Origin of the sequence: Micromonospora sp. CPCC 206060 (genome assembly GCF_036906895.1) — a bacterium.
GTDB lineage: Bacteria > Actinomycetota > Actinomycetes > Mycobacteriales > Micromonosporaceae > Micromonospora.
On sequence record NZ_JBAKHU010000016.1, the window covers coordinates 58,658 to 83,887 of the forward strand.

Annotated in this window: 19 protein-coding genes; 15 read left to right on the top strand and 4 right to left on the bottom strand. The window is 73.3% G+C overall.

The features are described 5' to 3' along the window. Positions 1-560: 560 nt before the first annotated feature. Positions 561-2,144, bottom strand: a complete 1,584-nt coding sequence (locus tag V6U90_RS13550; RefSeq protein ID WP_334435258.1) for an acyl-CoA mutase large subunit family protein — start codon at positions 2,142-2,144, stop codon at positions 561-563. 227 nt (positions 2,145-2,371) lie between these two features. On the opposite strand from V6U90_RS13550, the gene V6U90_RS13555 reads away from it, so the two are divergent. Together V6U90_RS13555 and V6U90_RS13560 are read left to right on the top strand one after the other, a co-directional pair. Continuing rightward, the gene (locus tag V6U90_RS13555; protein WP_334435260.1) at positions 2,372-4,750 is read left to right on the top strand and encodes a serine/threonine-protein kinase; all 2,379 of its coding nucleotides are present in this window, start codon (positions 2,372-2,374) and stop codon (positions 4,748-4,750) included. Between the two features lie 51 nt (positions 4,751-4,801). After that, positions 4,802-6,475 (top strand): phospho-sugar mutase, encoded by a 1,674-nt coding sequence (locus V6U90_RS13560; protein WP_334435262.1) that lies wholly within the window; start codon positions 4,802-4,804, stop codon positions 6,473-6,475. Between the two features lie 76 nt (positions 6,476-6,551). Here V6U90_RS13560 and V6U90_RS13565 read toward each other — a convergent pair whose 3' ends face one another. Together V6U90_RS13565 and upp are read right to left on the bottom strand one after the other, a co-directional pair. Then, positions 6,552-7,229 carry a GOLPH3/VPS74 family protein gene (locus V6U90_RS13565; protein ID WP_334435264.1) on the bottom strand — a complete coding sequence of 226 codons (678 nt, stop codon included), beginning with the start codon at positions 7,227-7,229 and terminating at the stop codon, positions 6,552-6,554. Between the two features lie 99 nt (positions 7,230-7,328). Beyond that, complete coding sequence (gene upp, locus V6U90_RS13570) at positions 7,329-7,961, bottom strand: uracil phosphoribosyltransferase (RefSeq protein WP_334435266.1); 633 nt, start codon at positions 7,959-7,961, stop codon at positions 7,329-7,331. A gap of 62 nt (positions 7,962-8,023) precedes the next feature. On the opposite strand from upp, the gene deoC reads away from it, so the two are divergent. The 10 genes from deoC to V6U90_RS13620 all read left to right on the top strand — a co-directional run bounded on the left by deoC (position 8,024) and on the right by V6U90_RS13620 (position 19,612). After that, positions 8,024-8,983 (top strand): deoxyribose-phosphate aldolase, encoded by a 960-nt coding sequence (gene deoC / locus V6U90_RS13575; RefSeq protein ID WP_334435269.1) that lies wholly within the window; start codon positions 8,024-8,026, stop codon positions 8,981-8,983. A 3-nt stretch (positions 8,984-8,986) separates the two neighbouring features. After that, the gene (locus V6U90_RS13580) at positions 8,987-10,417 is read left to right on the top strand and encodes an aldehyde dehydrogenase family protein (protein ID WP_334435271.1); all 1,431 of its coding nucleotides are present in this window, start codon (positions 8,987-8,989) and stop codon (positions 10,415-10,417) included. Beyond that, positions 10,410-11,234 (top strand): aldehyde dehydrogenase family protein, encoded by an 825-nt coding sequence (locus V6U90_RS13585; protein ID WP_334435272.1) that lies wholly within the window; start codon positions 10,410-10,412, stop codon positions 11,232-11,234. Before V6U90_RS13580 ends, V6U90_RS13585 begins: the two co-directional genes overlap by 8 nt. A 223-nt stretch (positions 11,235-11,457) precedes the next feature. Then, entirely contained in the window at positions 11,458-11,892 is a 435-nt protein-coding gene (locus V6U90_RS13590) for a BlaI/MecI/CopY family transcriptional regulator (protein ID WP_334435273.1), read from the top strand. Positions 11,893-11,901: 9 nt separating this feature from the next. After that, complete coding sequence (locus V6U90_RS13595; RefSeq protein WP_334435276.1) at positions 11,902-12,807, top strand: M56 family metallopeptidase; 906 nt, start codon at positions 11,902-11,904, stop codon at positions 12,805-12,807. Positions 12,808-12,932: 125 nt separating this feature from the next. After that, positions 12,933-14,228, top strand: a complete 1,296-nt coding sequence (locus tag V6U90_RS13600; RefSeq protein ID WP_334435279.1) for a cytochrome ubiquinol oxidase subunit I — start codon at positions 12,933-12,935, stop codon at positions 14,226-14,228. A 17-nt stretch (positions 14,229-14,245) separates the two neighbouring features. Further along, a complete protein-coding gene (locus tag V6U90_RS13605) occupies positions 14,246-15,253 on the top strand; it encodes a cytochrome d ubiquinol oxidase subunit II (RefSeq protein WP_334435282.1) in 1,008 nt (335 codons plus the stop codon). After that, on the top strand, positions 15,250-16,944 hold the full coding sequence (cydD, locus tag V6U90_RS13610) for a thiol reductant ABC exporter subunit CydD (RefSeq protein WP_334435285.1): 1,695 nt from the start codon (positions 15,250-15,252) through the stop codon (positions 16,942-16,944). The genes V6U90_RS13605 and cydD overlap by 4 nt, the downstream gene beginning before the upstream one ends. Positions 16,945-16,994: 50 nt before the next feature. Next, the gene (gene cydC, locus V6U90_RS13615; RefSeq protein ID WP_334435288.1) at positions 16,995-18,797 is read left to right on the top strand and encodes a thiol reductant ABC exporter subunit CydC; all 1,803 of its coding nucleotides are present in this window, start codon (positions 16,995-16,997) and stop codon (positions 18,795-18,797) included. A 146-nt stretch (positions 18,798-18,943) separates the two neighbouring features. Continuing rightward, positions 18,944-19,612, top strand: a complete 669-nt coding sequence (locus V6U90_RS13620) for a permease prefix domain 1-containing protein (protein ID WP_334435290.1) — start codon at positions 18,944-18,946, stop codon at positions 19,610-19,612. A 58-nt stretch (positions 19,613-19,670) separates the two neighbouring features. Here the strand turns inward: V6U90_RS13620 and V6U90_RS13625 are convergent, their stop codons facing one another. Continuing rightward, positions 19,671-20,012: a PadR family transcriptional regulator gene (locus tag V6U90_RS13625; RefSeq protein WP_334435292.1), complete on the bottom strand. Its 342-nt coding sequence runs from the start codon at positions 20,010-20,012 to the stop codon at positions 19,671-19,673. Positions 20,013-20,183: 171 nt separating this feature from the next. Between V6U90_RS13625 and V6U90_RS13630 the strand changes: the two genes are divergently transcribed. From V6U90_RS13630 to V6U90_RS13640, 3 genes are all read left to right on the top strand, one after another. Further along, on the top strand, positions 20,184-21,149 hold the full coding sequence (locus tag V6U90_RS13630; RefSeq protein WP_334435294.1) for a DNA primase: 966 nt from the start codon (positions 20,184-20,186) through the stop codon (positions 21,147-21,149). A gap of 66 nt (positions 21,150-21,215) precedes the next feature. After that, the gene (locus V6U90_RS13635) at positions 21,216-23,603 is read left to right on the top strand and encodes a transposase (protein WP_334435297.1); all 2,388 of its coding nucleotides are present in this window, start codon (positions 21,216-21,218) and stop codon (positions 23,601-23,603) included. Between the two features lie 172 nt (positions 23,604-23,775). Continuing rightward, positions 23,776-25,041 (top strand): ABC transporter substrate-binding protein, encoded by a 1,266-nt coding sequence (locus V6U90_RS13640; protein ID WP_334435300.1) that lies wholly within the window; start codon positions 23,776-23,778, stop codon positions 25,039-25,041. Positions 25,042-25,230 lie beyond the last annotated feature (189 nt).

Consider the following 25,230-nt stretch of genomic DNA (forward strand, 5'->3'; position numbering starts at 1 on the left):
TCGAATTCTCGATCACTAGGAATGGATGGATCTTCGGGCAGAACAGCAGACAGCCTAGACCTCCGGCGGTGACGCTGCGCAACCTCGTTCCGGTGATGATCGGACCGCAAAGAGTCACGACTGCCCTGCTCGGGGCGCTCGGCCGGAGGCAGAGCGCCCCGCGGATCCCAATCAAGTGCGGTCATCCACCCCCACCTCCTCTACCAGGCGTAACGGCCAGGACGGACTGGTCACCGCCCACTCGAAGGCCGACCGATCAATCCGGATTGTCCCATCCTCCGGGCCACCGCCCGATCTGGTCCGTCAACTGCGCGTACACTGAGCAGTCCGGAGACTCCTCACCGTTACACACCGTTGCGCGACCGGCCCGCACAACGTGTCCGTCAGGGTGCCCCGGACCGATCGGCCGACCCAATGACGACGATCAGGGCGGCGAAGCCACCGATCCGTCGGATCCAGCCGCCGGCCCGGTGAAACGCGCACCGGATCGACCAGTTCCACTTACCCGGAAACCCGTGCTGCACACCCGCCCGACCGCCGGGCGGGTGTGCCGGCGATGATCAGAACCGGTCGCTGGGCCGGTAGACGCCCCACACCCCGCGCAGCGTCCCGCAGACCTCGCCGACGGTGGCCCGGGCCCGCAGCGCCTCCCTCATCGGGTAGAGCACGTTCTCCGTACCGGTGGCGGCGGCGCGCAGCTCGGCCAGGGCCCGCTCGACCGCACCGGCGTCCCGGGTCCGCCGCAGCACGGCCAGGCGCTCGGCCTGCGCCGCCTCGATCGCCGGATCCACCCGGAGCGGCTCGTACGGCTCCTCCTCGTCGATCGCGAACCGGTTGAGCCCGACCACGACCCGCTCGCCCGAGTCGATCTCCTGGGCGATCTGGTACGCCGACGTCTCGATCTCCCGCTTCTGGAAACCCGCCTCGATCGCGTCGACCGCCGAGCCGTACCCGAAGACCCGGCCCATCAGCTCGTCCGCCGCCGCCTCGATCTCGGCGGTCATCGCCTCCACCACGTACGACCCGGCGAACGGGTCGACGGTGGCGGTCAGGTCGGTCTCGTACGCCAGCACCTGCTGGGTACGCAGGGCCAACCGGGCCGCCTTCTCGGTGGGCAGCGCGATCGCCTCGTCGAAGCTGTTGGTGTGCAGCGACTGGGTGCCGCCGAGCACCGCACCGAGCCCCTGAATCGCCACCCGGACCAGGTTGACCTCGGGCTGCTGGGCGGTGAGCTGCACCCCGGCGGTCTGGGTGTGGAAGCGCAGCATCATCGACTTCGGGTTCTGCGCGCCGAACTCGTCGCGCATCAGCCGGGCCCAAATCCGCCGGGCGGCCCGGAACTTGGCCACCTCCTCGAGCAGGGTGGTCCGGGCCACGAAGAAGAACGACAGCCGGGGTGCGAAGTCGTCCACGGCCAGGCCGGCGGCGAGCGCCGCCCGGACGTACTCGACCCCGTTGGCCAGAGTGAAGGCGATCTCCTGCACGGGCGACGCGCCCGCCTCGGCCATGTGGTAGCCGGAGATGGAGATGGTGTTCCACTTCGGCACCTCCTTGCGGCAGTAGCCGAACGTGTCGGCGACCAACCGCAGCGAGGGCTTCGGCGGGAAGATGTACGTCCCCCGGGCGATGTACTCCTTGAGGATGTCGTTCTGGATGGTGCCGTTCAGCACCCCGCCGGAGACCCCGTTCTCCTCGGCGACGAGCTGGTAGAGCAGGAGCAGCACCGAGCCGGGGGCGTTGATGGTCATCGACGTGGAGACCTTGTCCAGCGGGATGCCGTCGAAGAGCAGCCGCATGTCCTCGATCGAGTCGATCGCCACCCCGACCTTGCCGACCTCACCGTGCGCGATCGGGTCGTCCGAGTCGTACCCCATCTGGGTGGGCAGGTCGAAGGCGACCGAGAGGCCCATCGTGCCGGCCCGCAACAACTGGTGGTAACGGGCGTTGGACTCGGTGGCGGTGCCGAAGCCGGCGTACTGCCGCATGGTCCACGGCCGGGAGGTGTACATGGTGGGGTAGACCCCACGGGCGTACGGGTACTCACCCGGCGCGCCGAGGCGGGCATCGAGATCGCCCGGCAGATCCGCCGCCGTGTAGACGTCCTTGATCGGAAAACCGGACTCGCTGGACCGCCGTTCGCTCATCACCGGATGGTAGGACGCGCCGGTTCCCGGCAGGAGATCCGCCCGGGCCGTACAGTGAGGGATTCCGCACAGCCCGTCCGATCGGCTGGACCGAGGGTGAACTTCCGGGTACTCATCGTCGACGTTCCGGAAAGCACCGACGGGTCGGGTTTCGCATCGGCTGTCGCAACCCGCAAGATAGGGGGGTTGTGTCCCAGCCCCCCTCGATTTCCCCCGGTGGCTTTTCTGTGACTCAAATCCCGACGTGGAGCGGCGGACCGGTCAACACCCCCACTGGACGTGCCGCCCCCGGCACAACCATTGGTGGGCGCTACTCCCTGCGGTCAGCGGTCGGAAACGGTGGCATGGGCACAGTGTGGCGTGCCACCGACACTCTCCTGCGCCGCGAGGTCGCGGTGAAGGAGGTGGTCCTGCCCCCGGGCCTGGCCCCGAGTGACCGCGACGCGATGTACGAACGGACCCTGCGCGAGGCCCGGGCCGCCGCCGCACTCCAGCACCCGGCGGTGGTGCAGGTCTACGACGTGGTGACCGAGGGCGGTCGCCCGTGGATCGTGATGGAGCTGCTGGACGCGCGCAGCCTGGCCGACATGGTGATCGAGGACGGGCCCCTCGCCCCCCGGGCAGTCGCCAAGATCGGCATCGCCCTGCTCGGCGCACTGGAGGTGGCCCACGCCCACGGGGTGCTGCACCGCGACGTCAAGCCGGCCAACGTGCTCATCTGCTCGGACGGCCGGTGCGTGCTGACCGACTTCGGGGTGGCCCGGATGCCCACCGACGTGCAGCTCACCACGCCCGGCATGGTGCTCGGCTCGCCGCACTTCATCTCCCCGGAACGGGCGATGGGTCAGGACTTCGGCCCGCCGAGCGACTTCTTCTCGCTCGGTGTGACCCTCTACACGGCGGTCGAGGGCCGGCCGCCGTTCGACCGGGGCGACCCGATCGAGACCATGCACGCGGTGGTCGAGGACCCGCCCGCAGCACCGACCCGCTGCGGCCCGCTGACCGGGGTGCTGATGGGACTGCTGGAGAAGGACCCGGCCCGCCGGCTCGACGTGCACGCCTCCCGGGCGATGCTGCGGGAACTGCTGGCCGGTCCGCTGGCCAGCAAGGCGCCGGCCAACCTGGTCACCGACCCGTACGCGGTGGTGCCGGTGCAGCGGGTCACCTACCAGCCGCCGGTGCCGATCGCCGAGGAGCCGAAGCCCAGCGGCCAGATCGGCGGCCGGGCGATGATCGGCCCCGGTGAGTCACTCACCGACCGGCTGGCCGCGCTCCGTCGCGGTGAGCGGCCGGCCCAGCCGGAAACCGCTCCCGGGGCCGAGGCCGCCCTCGACGAGACCAACCCGGACGGGCCGGCCGCCGCCCTGGACACCCCGACCGGTGCGATGGCACCGCCCAGTAGGCCGGCCCGCAAGCCGGCGACCGACTCGGACGCCACCCAGCAGGTGAGCCGGAACGACGGGCCGGTCGCCGACGGGGACGCCACCCAGCAGGTCAGCGGCGCGGAACCGACCCAGCGGATCGGTGGCCCGGAGCCGACCCAGCGGATCGGTAGCCCGGAGCCGACCCAGCGGATCGGTAGCCCGGAACCGACCCAGCGGATCGGTAGCCCGGAACCGACCCAGCGGATCGGTAGCCCGGAGCCGACCCAGCGGATCAGTCGGCAGGGCACTGCCGGGCAGTTCGGCGGGGCAACGGGCGGCCAGTTCGGCGCGGCCACCCAGCAGATGGGCGGACTGTCCGGTGGCAAACCCGCCGGTCCGGCCCCGGCCGGCCCCGCCCCGATCGCGGCGGCGTTCGGTGGGGCCCGGGGCGGCCCGGCCCCGGTGGGCTCGCTGTTCGGCGGTACCCCGGGCGGATCGCCCGCCCCCGCCACCTACGGCACGCCCGGTGGCAGCCAGTGGACCGTGCCGGGCACCGGCCAGCCGTGGACCGCCCCCGGCACCACCGGCGGTGGCGACGGCCCGGCGCGGAAGCCAGCCGGGATCTCCGGGGTGCTGCGCACCGTGCAGGGCTGGCCGCGCAAGGTCCAGCTCGCCGCCGCCGGTGGCGTCGCCGTACTGCTGCTGATCGGGGTCTTCGCGCTCTCCGGCGGCTCGGACGAGCCGCCACCGCCCCCGCAGGCCGGCCCGCCGAGCGCGACCGCCCCGGCCGCCACCGCGCCGGAGATGCAGCAGCACTCGGCGCGCGGCATCTCGATGCTGGTACCGAAGGGCTGGAATAAGACCACCGGCAAGTCGTACACCGACTACATCGACCCCGAGGACCCCGGCCGCAAGGTCCGGATCATCACCGAGGACTTCCGCACCACCTCGATGCGCTGGGCCGAGGTTGCGGAGAACGGGCTACAGACCCGGAGCACCTCCTGCGTCAAGCCGTACAAGCAGCTCGCCATGACCGAGGTGGAGCTGGCCGGCAAGCCGGCCGCCGAGTTCGAGTACAACTGCGGCGAGGGTGACACCATGCGGCACGGCGTGTGGCGCGGGGTGGTCACCGGTGGCAAGGCGTACTCGTTCTACCTGACCTCGACCGAGGCGAAGTTCGCCGAGAGCAAGCCGATCTTCGACGAGATGGTGAAGTCGTTCCAGTTGACCTCGGCGAACTGAGCGCCGGGGGGAAGCGGACAGTGGTGATCCGCCGCCGTGCTATCAAGGGGCATGGCGGCGGAGACCACTGACCACGATATCGACAACCTTCGGGACCGGGCGCAGCGCTGGCTCGACGACGATCCGGACCCGGCCACCCGGGACGAGCTGCGCGAACTCCTCGATCGGCTGCCCGGCAGCGCGACCGAACTGACCGACCGGTTCGCCGGCCCGCTGACCTTCGGCACCGCCGGGCTGCGCGGCCCGCTGCGGGCCGGCCCCAACGGGATGAACCTTGCGGTGGTCACCCAGGCCGCGGCCGGGCTGGTCAACTGGCTCGCCGCTCGCGACGCGAGCGGCCCGCTGGTCATCGGGTACGACGCCCGGCACGGCTCGAAGGCGTTCGCCGAGCGCACCGCACAGGTGGCCACCGGCGCCGGCCGGGCCGCGCTGCTGCTGCCCGGCCCGTTGCCCACCCCGGTGCTGGCGTACGCGGTGCGCAAACTCGGTGCCGCCGCCGGGGTGATGGTGACCGCGAGTCACAACCCGCCCCAGGACAACGGCTACAAGGTGTACCTCGGCGCCGAACTGGGCGGCCCGGCCGGTGCCGGCGCGCAGATCGTCCCCCCGGTGGACGCGGAGATCGAGGCGGCCATCCGGGCGGTGGGCACGCTCGCCGAGGTACCCCTCGGGGCGCCCGGTGAGGTGCTCCGCGACGACCTGGCCGCCTCCTACGTGGACTCGGCCGCCGCAGTCGTCGCACCGGACGGCCCACGGTCACTGAAAGTGGCGTACACCCCGCTGCACGGAGTCGGGGCGGCGGTGCTGACCGCCGCCTTCGTCCGGGCCGGATTCGGGGTGCCGGGGGTGGTCGCCCGGCAGGCCGACCCGGACCCGGCGTTCCCCACCGTCAGCTTCCCCAACCCGGAGGAACCGGGGGCGGTGGACCTGCTGGTGGCGCTCGCCAACAGCATCGACGCCGACCTGGCGATCGCCAACGACCCGGACGCCGACCGGTGCGCGGTGGTGGTCCGGGACGCGGTACGCGGCTGGCGGATGCTGCACGGCGACGAGGTCGGTGCGCTCCTCGCCGACCACCTGATGCGCCGGGGCGTGCAGGGGCGCTACGCCACCACGATCGTCTCGTCGTCGCTGCTGCGCTCGATGTGCACCGCCCGGGGCGTGGACTACGCCGAGACGCTGACCGGGTTCAAGTGGATCGTCCGGGCCGGCGGGGACGACGGTGGACTGGTCTACGGCTACGAGGAGGCGCTCGGCTACTGCGTCGCCCCGGACCACGTACGGGACAAGGACGGCATCACCGCCGCGCTGACCGTCGCCGAGCTGGCCGCCGGGCTGAAGGCGCAGGGACGTACGCTCGCCGACCGCCTCGACGAACTGGCCGCCGAGTTCGGCGTGCACCTGACCGACCAGTACTCGGTCCGGGTCACCGATCTGCGGGAGATCGCCGCCGCGATGGCCCGGGTACGCGTGGCCACCCCGGCGACCCTGCTCGGGGTGGCGGTCACCGGGGTACAGGACCTGCTCCCCGAGGCGGACGTGCTGATCCTGCGCACCGACTCGGCCCGGGTGGTAATCCGCCCCTCCGGCACCGAACCGAAGCTCAAGGCGTACCTGGAGGTGGTGGAGCCGGTGCCGGACGGCGATGTCGCCGCAGCGCGCTCCCGGGCCGCCGACGCGGTGGCAGCGCTACGTACGGAGGTTGCGGCCGCCCTCGGCATGTGACATGTAAGGAAGGGCCCCTTCTTATCGCTTTCGGTATAGGAAGGGGCCCTTGTTAACACCTGGGCCCTGTGAACGCCTAGGCGCGGGGGCCGAGCGCGGCGTCGATGGCCTGGCCGAGCGCGGCGATCACCAGCGCCACCGAGGGACGGACCACCGACTCCTCCAGGCTGACCGTGCCGGAGAACCCGGCACCGCCGGCGATCTCGTCCAGCCGGCTGCGCGCGTTGACCGCCGCCGCACCGTCCAGCCGGAGCGCCGGTTCCATCCGGGACGCGGCGACCAGGGTGGCCAGCGCGGCGGTCCGCTCGTCCGGTACGTCGTCGCCGGTGAGGGCGGTGGCGAGCCGGCGCCGGGCGTCCGCCTCGACGGTGCCGTCGACCGCCGGATACCGGTGGACGTGGATGAAACCCAGCTCGGTCTCGTCGATGTCGCGGACCACGCCCCGGTCGCACAGGTCGCCGAGGATCGCGTCGCGCAGACCGTGCCGCAGGCGCTGCACCCAGGACGCCGGGCTGTGCGGGGTGTCGGCCGCCATCCGGCTGAGCACCCCGTCCAGGATCGGCTCGCCGGTCGGGGTCGGGTCGGTGACCACGAGCATGCCGTCGGCGTAGGCGACCCGACCGGCCAGGGCCAGTTCCACCAGCACCGCGGCGGCCATCCCGAGATCCAGACCAATCCGCGAGGTGGTCGCCTTACCCGTCTCGTCGTCGTACGCGAGCAGCAGCAGCTCCTCGGCGAGCGCAACACCTGTCATGGCCCGGAACGGTAGCGGTTAGACGCACGGCGCGCACCAATCTCCCGTGCACTGCCCTCCCGTGCACTGCGCCCGCACTCCCGTCACCCGGTGGCCGGGTCAGAAGCGCGGCATGCCGCCGAACTGCCGGTCACCGGCGTCCCCGAGCCCCGGCACGATGAACATCCGATCGTTGAGCCTCTCGTCGATCGACGCGGTGACCAGGCGCAACGGCAGGCCGGAACGCTCAAGGCGCTCGATGCCGACCGGTGCGGCGAGGACGCAGAGCACGGTGATGTCGGTGCAGCCCCGTTCGGCGAGCAGCCGGCAGCAGTGCTCCAGCGAGCCGCCGGTGGCGAGCATCGGGTCGAGGACCAGCACCGGACGGCCGGCGAGGTCGCGGGGCAGCGACTCCATGTAGGCGCGGGGCTCGTAGGTCTCCTCGTCGCGGGCCAGCCCGACGAAGCCCATGGAGGACTCGGGGAGCAGCCCGAGCGCGGCGTCGGCCATGCCCAGGCCCGCCCGGAGGACCGGTACGAGCAGCGGCGGGTTGGCCAGCCGGGTGCCCTCGGTCGCGGTCACCGGGGTCTGCACCGGGTACCGCTCGATCGGGAAGGACCGCGCAGCCTCGTACACCAGCATGGTGGTGAGTTCGTGCAGCGACGCCCGGAATGTCGCGGAGTCGGTGCGCTCGTCCCGCATGGCGGTCAGTCGCGCCTGAGCGAGCGGATGGTCAACAACGAGTACGTCCACGAAAGCCCAACCTACGTCGGTGATCAAGATCACGCCGCGTCGGGGTGCGTAGACTGCCTGGCATGACGGCGACAACGACGTCGGACCGGTCCGACCTGTCCGAACTTGGGCGATCCGAGGCCACCCTGCGGGCCTTCCTGCACGGGCTGCCCGGCGTCGACCAGGTCGGCGCTGAGCAGCGGGCGGCCCAGCTCGGCACCCGTTCCATCAAGACCACCGCCAAGGCGTGGGCGATCGACCTGGCCATCCGGATGGTCGATCTGACCACTCTGGAGGGAGCGGACACCCCCGGCAAGGTGCGGGCGCTCTCGGCCAAGGCACTCCGCCCGGACCCGGCCGACCCGTCCTGCCCGCACGTCGGTGCGGTCTGCGTCTACCCGTCGATGGTCCCGTACGCCGCCGAGGTGCTGCGTGGCTCCAAGGTGCACCTGGCCAGCGTGGCCACCGCGTTCCCGTCCGGGCAGGCCCCGCTCGCGGTGAAGACCGCCGACACCCGGGCGGCGGTGGCCGCCGGTGCCGACGAGATCGACATGGTAATCAACCGGGGGGCCTTCCTGTCCGGCCGCTACAAAGCGGTCTACGACGAGATCGTCGAGGTCAAGGCCGCGTGCGGGGACGCCCACCTCAAGGTGATCCTGGAGACCGGCGAACTGGCCACCTACGACAACGTACGGCGCGCCTCCTGGTTGGCCATGCTGGCCGGCGGCGACTTCATCAAGACCTCCACCGGCAAGGTCCCGGTGGCCGCCACCCCGCCGGTGACGCTGGTGATGCTGGAGGCGGTCCGGGACTTCCGCACCGCCACCGGACGGCAGGTGGGCGTGAAGCCGGCCGGCGGGATCCGCACCACCAAGGACGCCATCAAGTACCTGGTCATGGTCAACGAGACCGTCGGGGCCGACTGGCTGGACCCGGACTGGTTCCGGTTCGGTGCCTCCACGCTCCTCAACGACCTGCTGATGCAGCGCACCAAGCTGAAGACCGGCACGTACTCCGGTCCCGACTACTTCACCCTGGACTGACGAATGTTCGAATACGCGCCCGCTCCCGAGTCCCGCTCGGTGGTGGAGATCAGGTCGTCGTACGGGCTCTTCATCAACGGCGAGTTCGTCGACCCGGGTGACGGCGGCACCTTCAAGTCGATCAACCCGGCCTCCGAGGAGGTCCTCGCCGAGATCGCCGAGGCCGGTCCGGCCGACGTGGACCGCGCGGTCCGCGCCGCCCGCGCGGCGTACGAGCAGGTCTGGGGTCCGATGCCGGGACGGGACCGGGCGAAGTACCTCTACCGGATCGCCCGGATCATCCAGGAGCGCTCCCGCGAGCTGGCGGTGCTGGAGTCGCTGGACAACGGCAAGCCGATCAAGGAGTCCCGGGACGTCGACCTGCCGCTGGTCGCCGCGCACTTCTTCTACTACGCCGGCTGGGCCGACAAGCTGCCGTACGCCGGTTTCGGCGCCGACCCGCGACCGCTCGGAGTGGCCGCGCAGGTCATCCCGTGGAACTTCCCGCTGCTGATGCTGGCCTGGAAGATCGCCCCGGCGCTGGCCGCCGGCAACACGGTGGTGCTCAAGCCGGCCGAGACCACCCCGCTGACCGCGCTGCTCTTCGCCGAGATCTGCCAGCAGGCCGACCTGCCGCCCGGCGTGGTGAACATCGTCACCGGCGCCGGTGACACCGGCCGGGCCCTGGTCGAACACGACGGGGTGGACAAGGTCGCGTTCACCGGCTCGACCGAGGTCGGGCGGGCCATCGCCCGCTCGGTGGCCGGTACCCGCAAGAAGCTCACCCTGGAGCTGGGCGGCAAGGCGGCGAACATCGTCTTCGACGACGCCCCGGTCGACCAGGCGGTGGAGGGGATCGTCAACGGAATCTTCTTCAACCAGGGGCACGTCTGCTGCGCCGGCTCCCGGCTGCTGATCCAGGAGTCGGTGTACGAGCCGGTGCTGGAGTCACTGAAACGCCGGATGGCCCGGCTGCGGGTCGGTGACCCGCTGGACAAGAACACCGACATCGGCGCGATCAACTCGGCCGCCCAGCTCGACCGGATCCGCGAACTGTCCGACATCGGCTCGGCCGAGGGTGCCGAGCGTTGGTCGCCGGAGTGCACGCTGCCAGAGCGCGGTTTCTGGTTCGCCCCGACCATCTTCACCGGGGTCACCCAGGCCCACCGGATCGCCCGGGAGGAGATCTTCGGGCCGGTGCTGTCGGTGCTGACCTTCCGTACCCCGGCCGAGGCGGTGGAAAAGGCCAACAACACCCCGTACGGGCTGTCGGCCGGGATCTGGACGGAGAAGGGTTCCCGGATCCTCTGGATGGCCGACCGGCTGCGCGCCGGGGTGGTCTGGGCGAACACGTTCAACAAGTTCGACCCGACCTCGCCGTTCGGCGGTTACAAGGAGTCGGGCTACGGTCGCGAGGGCGGCCGGCACGGGCTGGAGGCCTACCTCAATGTCTGAGCGGGTCGCGGTACGCAAGACGTACAAGCTCTTCATCGGCGGGAAGTTCCCCCGCAGCGAGTCGGGACGGTCGTATCTCGTGGAGCAGTCGAACGTGGCGCTGGCCTCCCGCAAGGACGCCCGGGACGCGGTGGTCGCGGCCCGCGCGGCGGTCAAGGGGTGGTCGGGGGCGACCGCGTACAACCGGGGTCAGATCCTCTACCGGATCGCCGAGATGCTGGAGGGTCGGCGCGGGCAGTTCGTCGCGCTGGGCGTACCGGCCGACGAGGTGGACGCGGCGATCGACCGCTGGGTCTGGTACGCCGGCTGGTCCGACAAGCTCGCCCAGGTGTACGGCGGCGCGAACCCGGTCGCCGGGCCGTACTTCAACCTCTCCGCGCCGGAGCCGACCGGGGTGGTCGCCGTGGTCGCGCCCGCCGACTCGGCCCTGCTCGGCCTGGTCAGCGTGATCGCCCCGGCCATCGTCAGCGGCAACACCGTCGTCGTACTGGCCGCCGAGGAGCGGCCGTTGGCGGCAATCACCCTGGCCGAGGTGCTGGCCACCAGTGACCTGCCGGGTGGAGTGGTCAACCTGCTCACCGGGCGGGCCGCCGAGACCGCGCCCTGGCTGGCGAGTCACGCCGACGTCAACGCCCTGGACCTGACCGGGGTCACCGACCCGGCCCTGGCGAAGTCCCTGGAGGAGGCCGCTGCCGGGACCCTCAAGCGGGTACTGCGTCCGCCGGCCGGTCCGGTCGACTGGACCGCCGATCCCGGCACCGGCCGGATGACCGCCCTGCTGGAGACCAAGACCGTCTGGCACCCCAAGGGCGTCTGACCCCCACCGCCACCGCCCCACCGCCCCGCGCCGGGCGCCGGGCGCCCCCAGCGTTGATCATGAAGTTATTGTCGCGACACGCCGATCCGGGCGGCAATAACTTCATGATCAACCGGGTAGAGCGGGCGGGCGGAGCGGCAACCGGGCGGGGCAGGCAGGGCGGGCGGCAGGCGGGGCGGGCGGGGGCGCCGGTCGATCTACTACACACGGTAGGCTTGGTCCCGTGACGCGACTCGGTGACCTCGAACGTGCGGTGATGGACGTGCTGTGGGACCGCAACCCCGGCGCGGCCGGCGGGGTGACCGTCCGTGAGGTGGCCGACGCCCTGGACGGGCGGGAACTGGCGTACACCACCGTGATGACCGTGCTGGACCGGCTCGCCGGCAAGGGCATGGTGCAGCGGGAACGGGAGGGGCGGGCCTGGAGTTACCGGCCGACCGCCACCCGTGAGGCGTACATCGCCCAACTCATGCTCGACGCCCTCGATCTCGGTGGCAGCCGGGACGCAGCTCTGGTCCGCTTCGCCCGCTCGGTAAGCGGCACCGAGGCGGAGGTGCTGCGGGCGGCGCTCGCCGACGAGGCAGCGGCCGTCACCGAGGGGCCGGCCGGCGTCGACCGGACGGCACCGGCGCTCGCCGACGAGGCAGCGGAGCGGTAGGGCCGATCCGTGGCGTACGCGCTGCACTTCGCCGCGACGATCCTGGCCTGCTGGCTGACGGCCCAGGTGCTCAGCCGGTCGACCTGGACCTGGCGCAGCCCCCGGGTGGCGATCGTCTGCTGGCAGGCGGTCGGGCTGGCGCTCGGCCTCTCCGCGATCGGCCTGCCGATGGCGCTCGGTATGGCGGTCTACGACCGGCCGACCGGCAGCGCCCTGCTCGCGCTCGGGCGTGACCTGGGCCGGGACACTCTGCCGGCCGGGCTCGGCGTCGTACAGCTCGGGCTGGTCGGCGTGGGCGTCGGCATCGGCGCGGTGCTGCTCACCACGACCTTCCGCAGCATCCTCGGTACGGTCCGCGCCCAGCGGCGGCACCGGGACCTGCTGGCCCTGGTCGCCCGGGACGACCCGGCCGCGCCGGGTGCGCTGGTCCTGGACCATCCGAGCGCGGCGGCGTACTGCCTGCCCGGGGTACGCCCCCGGGTGGTGGTCAGCGCCGGCACGCTCGACCTGCTCAGCCGGGCCGAGTTGGCCGCGGTACTCAGCCACGAGCGGGCGCACGCCGACGAGCGGCACGACCTGGTACTGCTCCCGTTCACCGCACTGCGCCGGGCCCTGCCGTGGTTCGGTTGGGTACAGGCGGCGCACCAGCGGGTGGCGCTGCTGGTCGAGATGCGGGCCGACGACAAGGCGCGCAAGCTGCATGCCGAGGCACCGCTGGCCGACGCGCTGCGCCGGTTCGCCGCCGCCGGGCACCGGATCACCCCGGCCGGCGCGCTCGGCCTCGGTGACACCGACCTCGACGTACGGGTGCAGCGGCTGGTCGTCCCCGGGCGTCCGCCCCGGCTGCTCGGTACGGCCGCACTGAGCGTGGCGACCCTGCTGGTCGCCCTGCCGGTTTCGCTCTTCCTCAACTGATTCCCTCCGGCCCAGCATCCCCGGCCCTCCCCTACCCTCATCTACGACGCAACGTAGTAGATATATGTAGAGCGGCTACGTGTAGGCTCCCTATGACAAGGAAGCCAACCCTTGAGAGGATGGCCGTGGACCCGCTCCTCCTCGCGCGCCTGCAGTTCGCCACCACCACCTCGATCCACTTCCTCTTCGTGCTGGTCACCCTCGGCCTGGTCACCCTGCTGCTCTACCTCCAGACCGCCTGGACGATCACCCGCAAACCGGTCTACGAACGGCTGACCCGGTTCTGGGGCACCCTCTACGTGATCAACTACGTGCTCGGCATCGCGTCCGGCATCCTGATGGAGTTCCAGTTCGGACTGAACTGGAGCGGCCTGTCGCGCCACGTCGGCAACGTCTTCGGCGCCCCGCTGGCCATGGAGACCCTGGTCGCCTTCTTCCTGGAGTCGACCTTCCTCGGCATGTGGATCTTCGGGTGGCACCGGCTGCACCGGGGCGTCCACCTCGCCCTGCTCTGGGGCGTGGCGCTGACCGCGTACGCCTCCGCCTTCTGGGTCATGGTGGCCAACTCGTGGTTGCAGAACCCGGTCGGCTACGAGGTACGCAACGGGATCGCCCACCTGACCGACTTCTCCGCGCTGCTGACCAACCCCACCCTCGGCATGGCCCTCGGGCACGTCCTCGCCGCCGCGCTGCTCACCGGCGGCATGCTGATGGCCGGGATCAGCTCCTGGCACCTGATCCGGCGTACCCCGGACTTCGAACTGTTCCGGAAGTCGCTGCGGATCGGGCTGGTCACCGCCACCGTCGGGGTGATCTTCGTGCAGGGCTTCGGGTTCGCCCAGTTCGGCGTGGTCGGCCCGGTCCAGCCCACCAAGTACGGCAGCGAGGCCGCGAAGGACGCCGCCATCGCCGACTGGACCGCCCGGTTCGGCCCTGGCGACTACACCCCACCGGTACTGGCCAACGTCGGCCTCGGCTTCATGATCCTGATCGGCCTCGGGCTGGGCCTGCTGGTGTTCCTGGTACCGCTGCTGTACCGGGACTGGCTGATCCGGCTGCGCTTCCCGCTCTACCTGCTGCTGCTGGCCGTACCGCTGCCGTTCGTCGCATCGATCCTCGGCTGGCTGACCCGCGAGGTCGGCCGCCAGCCCTGGATGGCGTACGGGCTGCTCCCGGTCGAGCGGGCGGTCTCCGGCGTCGACGGCGGCGTGATGCTCGTCTCCTTCCTCGGCTTCAGCCTGCTGCTCGGCGCGCTCACGGTCGCCAACTGGACGCTGATCGCCCGGCACGCCGCCCGGGGCGCACACGACCCGGCCCTGGGCCGGCCACCCGGCGCCGAGCCGGCCGGACCGGACGGTGACCCGTTCCGCGACCCCACCGACCACCCCGACAACAGCCGGTTCGCGCCGGTACCGGCCTGAGGAGCAGGAGAGCCGACGTGGAACTGTTCTGGTACGCCGTCCTCGGCGCGTTCTTCGCCACCTATCTGGTGCTCGGTGGCTACGACTACGGGGTCGGGCTGCTGCTCACCCGGGCCGACGGGGCGACCGGGCGACGCCGGGCACTCAACGCACTCGGCCCGTTCTTCCTCGGCAACGAGGTCTGGCTGGTCGCCACCGCAGGCATCCTGTTCGGCGCGTTCCCGATGCTCGAAGGGGAACTGCTCTCCGGCTTCTACCCGGCCGTGGCGACCGCCCTCGCCGGGGTGATGACGGTCACCGCCTCGGTGCAGCTACGCAGCCGCGCGGCGGGTGAGCGGGGCCGGTACCGGTGGGACCGGCTGATCACCGTCGGCAGCGTACTGGCCGCGTTCGGCTGGGGCGCGGTGCTCGCCGGGCTGCTCCAGGGCGTACCGATGGACGCCGACGGACACGTCGCCGGGGTCACCCACCTGCTCACCCCGTTCGTCGCCGCGACCGGTCTCACCCTGGTCACGCTGGTCGCGGTGCACGGCGCCACGTTCCTCGCGCTCCGGCTGCCGGGCAGCGCGGCGGAGGCGGCCGGCCGGACCGCCCGCCGGCTGGTACCGGTGGCGGTCACCACGGTCGCCGCGGCCACCGTCGTGGGCCTGCTCGCCGAGCCGGTACGCGCCAACGCGCACCAGCCGGCTGCCGCCGTACTCCTGCCGGTGCTGCTGGTCACGGCGCTGCTGGTGGCCCGCGCCGCCCTCGCCCGGCGGCGGCCCGGGGTGGCGTTCGCCGCCACCGCGACCGCGCTCGCCCTACCGGTCCTGCTGATCGCCACCACCATCTGGCCCTACGCCCTGATCTCCACGGTCGATCCGGCGGCGAGCCTGACCGTGGCCGACGCGGCGGCCAGCCCGCCCACCCTGCGCCTGCTGGGCTGGCTGGCGGCACCGCTCCTGCCGGCCCTACTAGGCTTCCAGCTGATGAGCTGGTGGATGTTCCGCGGACGGATCGACGGCAGGGCCCCGGTGTACTGGTGAACCGCCGCCCCTTCGACCCGCGTCTGCTGCGCCGGGTCCCCGCGACCCGGCGCCAGCTCGCCGTGCTCGGCGGGCTCGGCGGGCTCACCGCGATCCTGGTCGTCGGCCAGGCGACCGCGCTGGCCGCGCTGCTGGCGGCAGCGGCCGGTGGTGGGCTGGACCGGGTGGCGCTGGCCGGGTTCGTGGTCGCCGTCGCCGGCCGGGCGGCGGTGGTCTGGGGGCAGGGCGTGGTGGCGGCCCGTACTGCGGCCACCGTCAAGGCGGCGCTCCGGGCCGACCTGCTCGCCGCCGTCGGGCAGCGCGGACCGGGCTGGCTGGCCGGCCAGCAGACCGGCCGGCTCGCCACCCTCGCCGGGCGCGGCCTGGACGCCCTGGACGCCTACTTCACCGGCTACCTGCCGCAGTTGGTGCTCAGCGTGACCGTGCCCGTCGCGGTGCTCGCCCGGCTGGTCTTCGCGGACTGGTCGTCCGCGCTGATCATCGCGGTGACCCTGCCGTTGATCCCGGTCTTCGGCGCCCTGCTCGGCTGGCAGGCGCAGGCCGCCACCGAACGGCAGTGGCGACGGCTGGCCCGGCTCGGCGGGCACTTCCTGGACATGGTGGCCGGGCTGCCCACCCTGCGGCTGTTCGGCCGGGCCGACGCCCAGGTCGAGGTGGTCCGCCGGATGGCCGACGGGCACCGGGTGGCCACCATGCGGACCCTGCGCATCGCGTTCCTGTCGGCACTGGTCCTGGAGCTGGTCGCCACCCTGTCGGTCGCCCTGGTGGCGGTACCGGTCGGCATCCGGCTGCTCGGTGGCGGGCTGACCCTCTCCACCGCGCTGCTGATCCTGCTGCTCACCCCGGAGGCGTACCTCCCGCTGCGGGCCGCCGGCAGCCGGTTCCACGCCAGCATGGAGGGGCTGACCGCGCTCGACGAGGCGTTGAGCGTCGAAGCCGGAGTGCAAGGAAGGGCCCCCTATACAACAGAAAACGATAGGAAGGGCCCCCTCCTAACACCTGCCCCGGACGGTCCCGGTGAGATCCGGTTCGAGTCCGTCACCGTGGCCTACGACCGGACCACCGCGCTGCGGGACGTCACCCTGACCATCCGGCCCGGGGAGCGGATCGCCGTGGTCGGGCCGAGCGGGGCCGGCAAGAGCACGCTGCTCAACCTGCTCCTCGGCTTCGTCACCCCGACCGGGGGCCGGATCACCGTGGACGGCGTCGACCTGACCGGGGTCGACCTCGACGGTTGGCGGCGCCGGGTCGCCTGGGTACCGCAGCGGGCGCACCTCTTCGCCGCCTCGGTCGCCGACAACGTCCGGCTCGGCGCCCCGGACGCGACCCCGGAGGCGGTCGACGCCGCGCTGCGGGCCGCCGCGCTGGACGAGGTGGTCGCCGCGCTGCCCGACGGGGTCGACACCGAGCTGGGCGAACGCGGGTACGGGCTGGCCAGCGGCCAGCGGCAGCGGATCGCGCTGGCCCGGGCCTTCCTCCGGGACGCCGACCTCATCCTGCTCGACGAGCCCACCGCCCGGCTCGACGCTGCGAGCGAGGCCGCCGTGCTGGACGCGACCCGCCGGCTGGTCGCCGGTCGTACCGCCCTGCTGGTCGCGCACCGGCCGGCACTGCTGGACGCCGCCGACCGGGTGCTGCGGGTCGACGACGGCCGGGTGACCGAGCTGACCAGTCCGGAGCCGGTGGCATGAGCGGAAGCGCGGGCACGGCCGGAGCCGGTGGCATCAGCGGAGGCGGAGGCTTGGGGACGGAACGGACGGAACGGACCGACCGGCAGCCGGGACGCGGGCGGGTGGGCCTCGCCGCCGAACGGGCCGTACTCCGGCTGGCCCGGCCCTATCTCGGCCGGCTGATCGGGGCCGGGCTGCTCGCCGCCGCCACCGAACTGGCCGGGCTGGCCCTGATGGCCACGGCCACCTGGTTGCTGGTCAGCGCCGCCGGACGCCCCCCGTTGGACACGTTGACCGTGGCGATCGTCGCGGTCCGGGCGCTGGCGATCAGCCGGGGCGTGCTGCGCTACACCGAACGGCTCGCCGGGCACGACGCGGTCCTGCGGATCGTCACCGACCTGCGGACCCGCGTCTTCGCCAGCCTCGCCGCCCGGCCGCCGGCCGCCACCGACCGGTCCGGGGACGCGCTGAGCCGACTGGTCTCGGACGTGGAGGCCGGGCAGGACCTGCTGCTCCGGGTGGTCGTACCGGGGGCCGCCGCCGCAGTGGTGAGTGTGCTCGCGGTGGCCGGCACGGCGCTGGTCTCCCCGGTCGCGGCACTGGTGCTCGCCGCCGGGCTGCTGCTGGCCGGGATGGTGCTGCCGGTGACGGCGACCGCGCTGAGCCGCCGTACCGCCGCCCAGCTCGCGCCGCTGCGCGGTGCGCTCGCCGTGGACACCGTCGACCTCACCCAGGGTGCGGCCGACCTGGCCGCCTTCGGGGCCCAGCCGGCGGCGCTGCGCCGGGCCGAGGAACGGGCCGGCCGGTTGGCCCGGCTGGAACGGCGGCTGGCGCTGGCCGGCTTCGCCGTGGACGGTGCCGGGGTGCTGGTGGCCGGGGTGACCGCAGCCGGGGTCGTGATCGTCGCGCTCGGCGCCGGTGTCGGTGGGGTACTGGTCGGGGTGCTCGCGGTAGGCAGTCTGGCCGCCGTGGAGATGGCCCTGGCCCTGGTCGGCTCCGCCCGGCAGTGGATCCAGCTGCGGGCCGGACTGGGCCGGATCGCGGAGCTGATCGATTCCGCCCCGGCGACGGCGCCGACACCCGCCGGGCCGGGCGCCGAGGGGGTACCCGACGAACGGCACTGGATGCTCGACGAGGTCGTGGTGCGCTACCGGGAGGGCGTCCCGCCCGCGCTGGACCGGGTCAGCCTGGACCTGCCCCCGGGCAGCCGGGTCGCGGTGGTGGGCACCAGCGGCGCCGGCAAGAGCACCCTGCTCGGCGTACTGACCGGAGCGGTCCGCCCGACCGCCGGACGGGTCACCGTGGACGGGGTCGAGCTGGCGGACCTGCCGGCGGGACACCTGCCCCGGGCGGTCGGTGGCCTGCTCGCCGATGCGCACGTCTTCCACGCCTCGGTACGGGAGAACCTGCTGCTCGGCCGGTCGGACGCGGGCGTGGACGACCTCGACCGGGCCGTCACGGCGGCCGGCCTGCACGACTGGGTACGCCAGCAGCCGGCAGGCTGGGACACGATGGTCGGCGAGGAGGGCGGGCAGCTCTCCGGGGGCCAGCGGCAACGGTTGGCGCTGGCCCGGGCGCTGCTCGCCGAACCGGCCCTGTTGCTGCTCGACGAGCCCACCGAGGGTCTGGACCCGGCAGCGGCCGATGCGGTGCTCGACTCCGCGCTCGCCGCCGTTCCGGCCCGGCACTCGGTGCTGCTGGTCACCCACCGGCTGCCGGGGTTGGCCGGTTTCGACGAGATCCTGGTGCTGGACGGCGGTCGGGTGGTCCAGCGGGGCCGGCACGCCGACCTGGTCGCGGCCTCCGGCTGGTACCGGGACCAGTGGCGCCTCCAGGAGGTGGCCGAGCGCGGCTACACCGCCCTGACCTCCTGACCGGCCTCTCCCGCTGACCTCCTGCCCGGTACCTCCGCGCCGACCGCCGGACCCGACCCGGGTGGCACCCTGATCCCGCATCTCCGGGACGGACCAGGGTCGCCCCGGACAGCAGGGGGCCGTCCGGCGTGACAGGCTCGGCGCCCATGGGGGCGACTTCCAGCATCGTGGACGAGTACGTCCGCACGCTCGACCGGCGGCTGCGCGGCCCGGCCCGGCTGCGCAGCGATCTGGTGCACGAGGTGCGGGACAGCCTGGCCGACGCGGTCGAGGCGTACACCCGGGCCGGAATGGACGGGCGGGCGGCGCAGCGCCGCGCGGTGGCCGAGTTCGGGGATCCGGCCGAGCTGGCACCGGCGTACCAGCGGGAGCTGGCCGCTGCGGCGCTGCGTGTCCTGTCGGTACGGGTCGTGGCGGTGGCCGGGGTGCTCACCGTGGCCGGTGACCTCACCTGGCGTGGGTCGAGCTGGAGTGACGGCCCCCGACCGCCCGCCGGCTACCTGCTGCTCTCCGCCTCGCTGAACTGGCTCTGGGTGGGGGCGGCCCTGCTCGCGGTGGCCAGTTGGGCGCTGCTCGGCTGGGATGCCCGGCGGGGTGGCACGGGACCGGTCGGCCTGATCCGCTCGCTCGGGTACGGCCTCACCGGGACGCTGCTGCTGGCCGGCGCCGCCGGGGCCGGGATCTACGCCTGGTCGCTCGGGTTGTGGGAGGCCGCGCTGACCTGGCCACCGATGATCGTGGGTCTGCTCGTGATCGGCACCGGATACGTCTGGCTGGGCCGGGCGGCCCACTCCTGGCTGGCGGCGACCCGCTGAGCCGGCGGCGGTGCCAGACAGGGCTACCGGCGGCGGTGCCGGACCGGGCGGCCGGCGGTCAGATGGGCGCGGCGGGGGTACCGCCGGAGTCGAGGAAGCGGCCGATGGTCGAGCGGAACTCGTGCCAGCTCGTCCGCTCGGCGGCCAGCGCCTGCCGTCCCGCCCCGGTGAGCTGGTAGGTGCGCCGTTCCCGGCCGCCCACGGTGCTCCAGGAACTGTCCACGTACCCGGCGCGCTCAAGCCGGCGCAGCGCGGGATAGACCGTGCCGGTGGGCAGGTCGAGGCTGCCGCCACTACGCGCCCGCAGCGCCTCGATGATCGCGTAACCGTGCAGGGCGCCGCCCTCCAGCACCGCGAGCAGCAGCGCGTCGAGGTGTCCGTGCAGCGCCTGCGCCTTCATAGGTAGAGAGGCTACTAATAGTTCGGCGGTTCGCCAACCGGGCACCACCATTCGGACCGATGGGGTGCGGCCATCGGGACGGCGAGGCCGACCACTAGGGTATGTGCGCAGAGTCACTCGACCGGCAGGATTACCGGCGAGTACGCAACCTGAGTCCACACGGAGGTCAGCGTGGCCCGCCAGTCGTCCCCACGACCCGACGCCGACGAGCCCGAGCTCGACGAGGCCGCCGGGTCGCACGACCCCGACGAGCGCGACGACGAGACGGCGACGGACGGCACCGCCGACCGCGGGCTCTGGGAAGAGCTGCGCATCGACCCCGTCGAGATCGCGCTGCCCGCCGGGAGCGGCTTCACGCTCCGGGCGTACCGGCCGGCCCGCGAGGTGACCCCGACCGACGTCGGCGAGCGCGACCAGGACGATCCGTTCCTGGCCCGCAGCCGGGCGGCGGCCGAGGAGGAGGACGACGAGACGGTCGTCATCCTCGACGAGGAGTTCGCCGAGCAGCTCGCCGAGGCCGAGGAGGAGGAAGCCGCAGCGGGAAAGCCCCGGGACCGTAAGGGCCGGGCCACTGCCGACGCGGACGCCGACGCCGACGGGTCGGACGACACGGACGACGCGGACGAAGACGACGAGGACGAGGACGGCGACGAGGAGGTACCGCTCTTCCTCACCCACCAGGGCCGGCTGCTGCTCTTCAAGAGCCCGGAGGCGCTGGTCAGCTTCGTCCGGTCAGGCGCCGCCAACGACCTGACCCAGCTCGACACCTGGGACGCGCTGGTCGAGCGGATCAGCCCGGCGGACATCGCCCCGCTGGACGAGGACGCCTACGAGCTCGACCTCGTGGTGGAGAACCTGCGCGGCGGGCACGACACCTGGGACCCGAACCTGCTCATCGAGGCCGGCGAGGTGGCGCGGGACCTGGCGTACGCGCTGCGCCTGCCGGCGGTGCTGGACATGCTCTCCAGCGGCTCCAGCCTGGACGATCTGGACGAGGCGCTGCGCTCCACAGTCAACGGCGGGCTCGGCGCGATCTTCGCCCGGCGCCGGCTGAAGAAAATCGGGGCACAAACCGCAAGTCTCGGTTGGCGCACCATTGTCGGCAAGATCTCTGCGGTCGTGGACTGGCGCGACTGACGCGTACCAGGGAGCATCAGACTCTGGTATAGAACCCGACCCAGGTCCCGGGAGGAGGACGACGCCGTGGCGCTCGTGCGCGTGTACTGCGGCCTGGCCTCGGCGGATTCAGCCGCTGGGCCGGCTTCGGCCGGTCCGACGCTGACGTCCGCTGTGGTCGACGACGCAGGCCGGCTCCTGCACGTCTGCGAGATCAGCGACGACCCCGCCGGGTACGCCCGGCTCGGGGCGCTGCTGGTGGAGCGGTCCGGCGGGCCGAGTGGCGCGGCGATCGCCGCCGACAGCGACGACCACATGGTCACCTCGCTGTTGAGCGCGGCCGGCCGTCCACTCGCGATCGCCGACGACGACTCGGTCGACGACTTCGCCGAGCGGTTCGCCGACGACGAGTCGCTGGAGGAGATGCAGTCCCCGCCGGCCGAGCGGCGTGCCGTCGGCCTGGCCCGGGCCCTGCAGGCCGGAGCGCTCTCTGCGGTGACCCTGCCGGCTCCCCGCGACCTGGCCGGTTACAAGCCGGTCCTCGCCGCCCACGCGGCCCTGGCCAGCGGCCGGCACTCGGCTGCCGTGGCCCTGCGGGAGGTGCTCCGCGAGCTGTACCCGGCCGCGCTGCGGGCCTATCCGGACCCGGCCGAGCCGGTCTCCCTGGCCGTGCTGGACGCGCTACCCGAGCCGGGGATGCTGGGCGGCACCACCGCCCGGGGGCAGGACGTCTCGGTTGCGGCCGAGGCCATCGCCGCCCATCTGGCGGCGGACGGGGTCGCCGACGCCGAGACGATCAGCGACGCGGTGACCGCCCTGCGGGTCGCGATCTCCGAGACCCCTCGCCGGGCCACCGTCAACCGCGCTCTCACCTCGGCCGTGGCCGAGACCGTCCGGCAGGCCGTGGCCGCCGTACGGGCCTGTGACGCGGGTTGCGACGCCCTCGTCGCCACCCTCTCCGCGCGGGTAACCACGCCACCGGCGCTCCCCACCCGTCGGACGGTGCGGGAGGCCCCGTCGGCGCTGCGGGAGGCCCCGTCGGCGCTGCCGGCCGCTCCCGGTGCCGGCATGCACTCGATGCGACCCACCGAGCCCGAACCGGCGCCCTCCGGTGGCCGGCGTAGCCGTCCCGAGCCGACCCCCGGCGGCAGCCTGCCGACGCGACCGCGTCCGCTGGCTCCCCCGCCGGTGGCGCCCAGCCCGGTGGCACCGCCGCCCACCGCCCCGGCACCGGTCGCTCCGGCCGCCGCCCTGACCCCTCCGGTCTCGGCGCCGCCGTCGGTCCGGCCGACCCGCCCGGAGCCGGCGCTGCCGCCGGCCGCCCGGCAGGTGGACGCGCCGACCAACCGGCCGGTCTCCGCCCCACCGCCGCCACCGCCGGGGATGACCCCGATCACCCCGGGCCAGCGTCCCTCGCCGGCTCCCGGGCAGCGGCCCGGCGCGCCGTCGGGGCAGCGACCCAACGTGCCCCCGGCCGAGGCGGGCGAGCCCTTCCGGCCCACCCTCACCACCGCAGCGATCAACAACGCCCGCGCCGAACGGCAACGGCCCACGGTCATCTCTCCCCGGCCCAGGACCAACGTCGAGGCGGCCCCGCCCACCGGCGGTTTCTCCGCCACCGACCGCAGCGTGCCGGTACCGGCGCCACGCCCCGAGCCGGAGAACGCGCCGCCCGGCTCCCGGGCCAACTGGCCGCTGGTCAACCCCTCCGACGACCGGGCGGACAGCACCGCCGGCCAGGGTGGTGGGTACGCCCGCAGCGACCGGGAGGGCCGGGGCGGGCGCAGTGTGGACGCGCCCACCGTCGTCACCCCGGGTGAGGGTCGGGTGACCCCGCCCTGGCTCGCCGACGACCTGCCGCCGGAGCCGCCCTCGCTGCGGCTGGTGGAGCCGGCCCCGCCGGCCGACCGGGCCCTGCGGGACACCGGCGACCGGGACAATCCCCCGCTGCGCCTGGTCGAGCGGGAGGAGGAGGCCCGTGCCCAGCGGTCGGCCCGCGCCGAGCGCCCGAAGGTGGAGCACCGACCGCCACCGGTCTCCGACGAGGGGGACGGCGATCTGCTGATCTTCGCCGCCGCGCGGTCCGCCTGGTTCACCGACCAGCCCGCCGAGGAAGACGCCCCGTGGTCGTTCACGGCCGACACCGGTTGGCGTGCCGCCGAGCAGGCGGCCCGCCCGGCGGTGGGTGCGGAGACGCCTGCCGGCCTGCCCAAGCGGGTGCCGCAGGCCAACCTGGTACCCGGATCGCCGCTGCGGGACGAACGTCCCCTGCGGATCGTCCGGGATCCGGCGAGTCTCGCGGAGAACACCACCGGTTACTTCCGTGGCTGGCGGCGCGGGCAGGAGATCGGCGGCTTCGCCGTCGGCGGTCGCCCGGGCCGGGAGGCGGCGGGCGGCTGGGACTTCAGCCGCGATCCGGATGAACGGGACGACGACCGGGAGCCGGAGTACCGGCCGGCCGGATACCGCTCCTGACCCGTACCGACCGACCACCTGACCCGACCCGACCCCACGCCCGACAAAGCGGGCCTGACCTGCGTGTTCATAGCCACACCCGGAAATGTTGACGCCGGGATGTGGCGGCCGGGAGCATACCGGCGGGACAGCCGGCGGCAGGTTCGTCGGGCAGGGAGGGGGCGGCTCGGAGATGGCGACACCGGCGACTGGTAGCTCCACGCTGGCCACCGCCGTACCCGGCCGGGGTGGACTGGCCCGTCGGGGCCTACTGGCCGGCGCTGCCGGGACGCTGCTGCTGGGCGCCTGCGGGCAGAGCGACGAGCCGGCCTCCGGGTCGGGCTCCCGTCCGGCCACCACCCGGGGGCCGCGGGAGTTGCTCGTCGGGGCCAGCCTGGAACTCAGCGGGCGGTGGGCGGCGCTCGGCGTGCTCCAGGAGCGGGCCCTGCGGATCAGCATGGCGACGCTGAACGCCGAGGACGGGGTGCCGGTCGGCAACCTGCGACGGACCCTCCGGCTCGTGGTGCAGGACAACGCCGGCGACCCGGGGCTCGCCGCCCGGCAGGCCACCGAACTGGCCCGGGTGCAGGGTGTGCACGCCCTCGTCGGCGGCACCGTCGCGGAGACCGCGATGGCCATCATCGGGGTGGCCCAGAAGCTCCAGGTGCCGTACCTGTCGCTGGCCGCCGGTGACGGTATCGTCCTGCCGTTGGCCCAGCGCACCTACATCTACAAGCTCACCCCGGACGCCGGGGACGTGGCCCGCCGCCTGGCCCGCCTGGCCCGCGCCGAGAAGCTCGGGCGGGTCACCCTGCTCGCCGCGCACGGCCTGCACGGTGACTCGGGGGTGCGCGCCATGGGCAGCGCCCTGGAGATCGCCGGCATCGACCTGGTACGCACCGTACGGCTGCCCGGGGCGACCGACGGAGACCCCGCCGGGGCCGCTGAGCGGGCCGTGGAGGGCGGTCCGGACGGAATCGTGGTCTGGGGTACCGCACCCAACTCCGGGGCCGCTGCGCGGGCGCTACGCCGGACCGGCTACACCGGGCAGCTCCTCTTCGACGCCGGTGCGGTGGCCGAGGAGACCCTGAGCGAGCCATACCTGGCGGCGATGGAGGGTGCCCTTGTCGTGCACCCCGCCTCCCTGGGCGGGTCGACCCTCACCAACACCACCACCGCTGCCCTGGCCCGGCGGGACTTCGTCTTCCGCTACATCCGGGAGTACGGCGGGTTCAGCGGCTTCGCCCCGTACGGTTCGGACGCGCTGCACCTGATCGCCAACGCGGCCCGGTTGGCCGGCAGTGTCGACCGTGGACGGCTGCGGGCCTACCTGCAGAGCCAGGTGACCGAGGGCATCGCCGGGGCGTACTCGTTCGCGCCGATCCGGCACGGCGGCATGGCGGCGGACTCACTGGGCGTCTTCACGGTCACCAACGGGGCCTGGATCCGGGTCTCCTGACCGGCCCCGATCGCCGGCCGGTCGGCTGACTGCCGGACCGCCCCCGGACCGCCGATCGCCGGGCCGCCGCCCTCAGCACGGTCCCGGGCACACTCCTGGGCACGGTCCCGGGCGTCCCGGGCACGGTCCCGGGCACGACGAAACCCGCCCGGTGTGCGCAGGACGCGACCGGGCGGGTCAGCCGGGCTG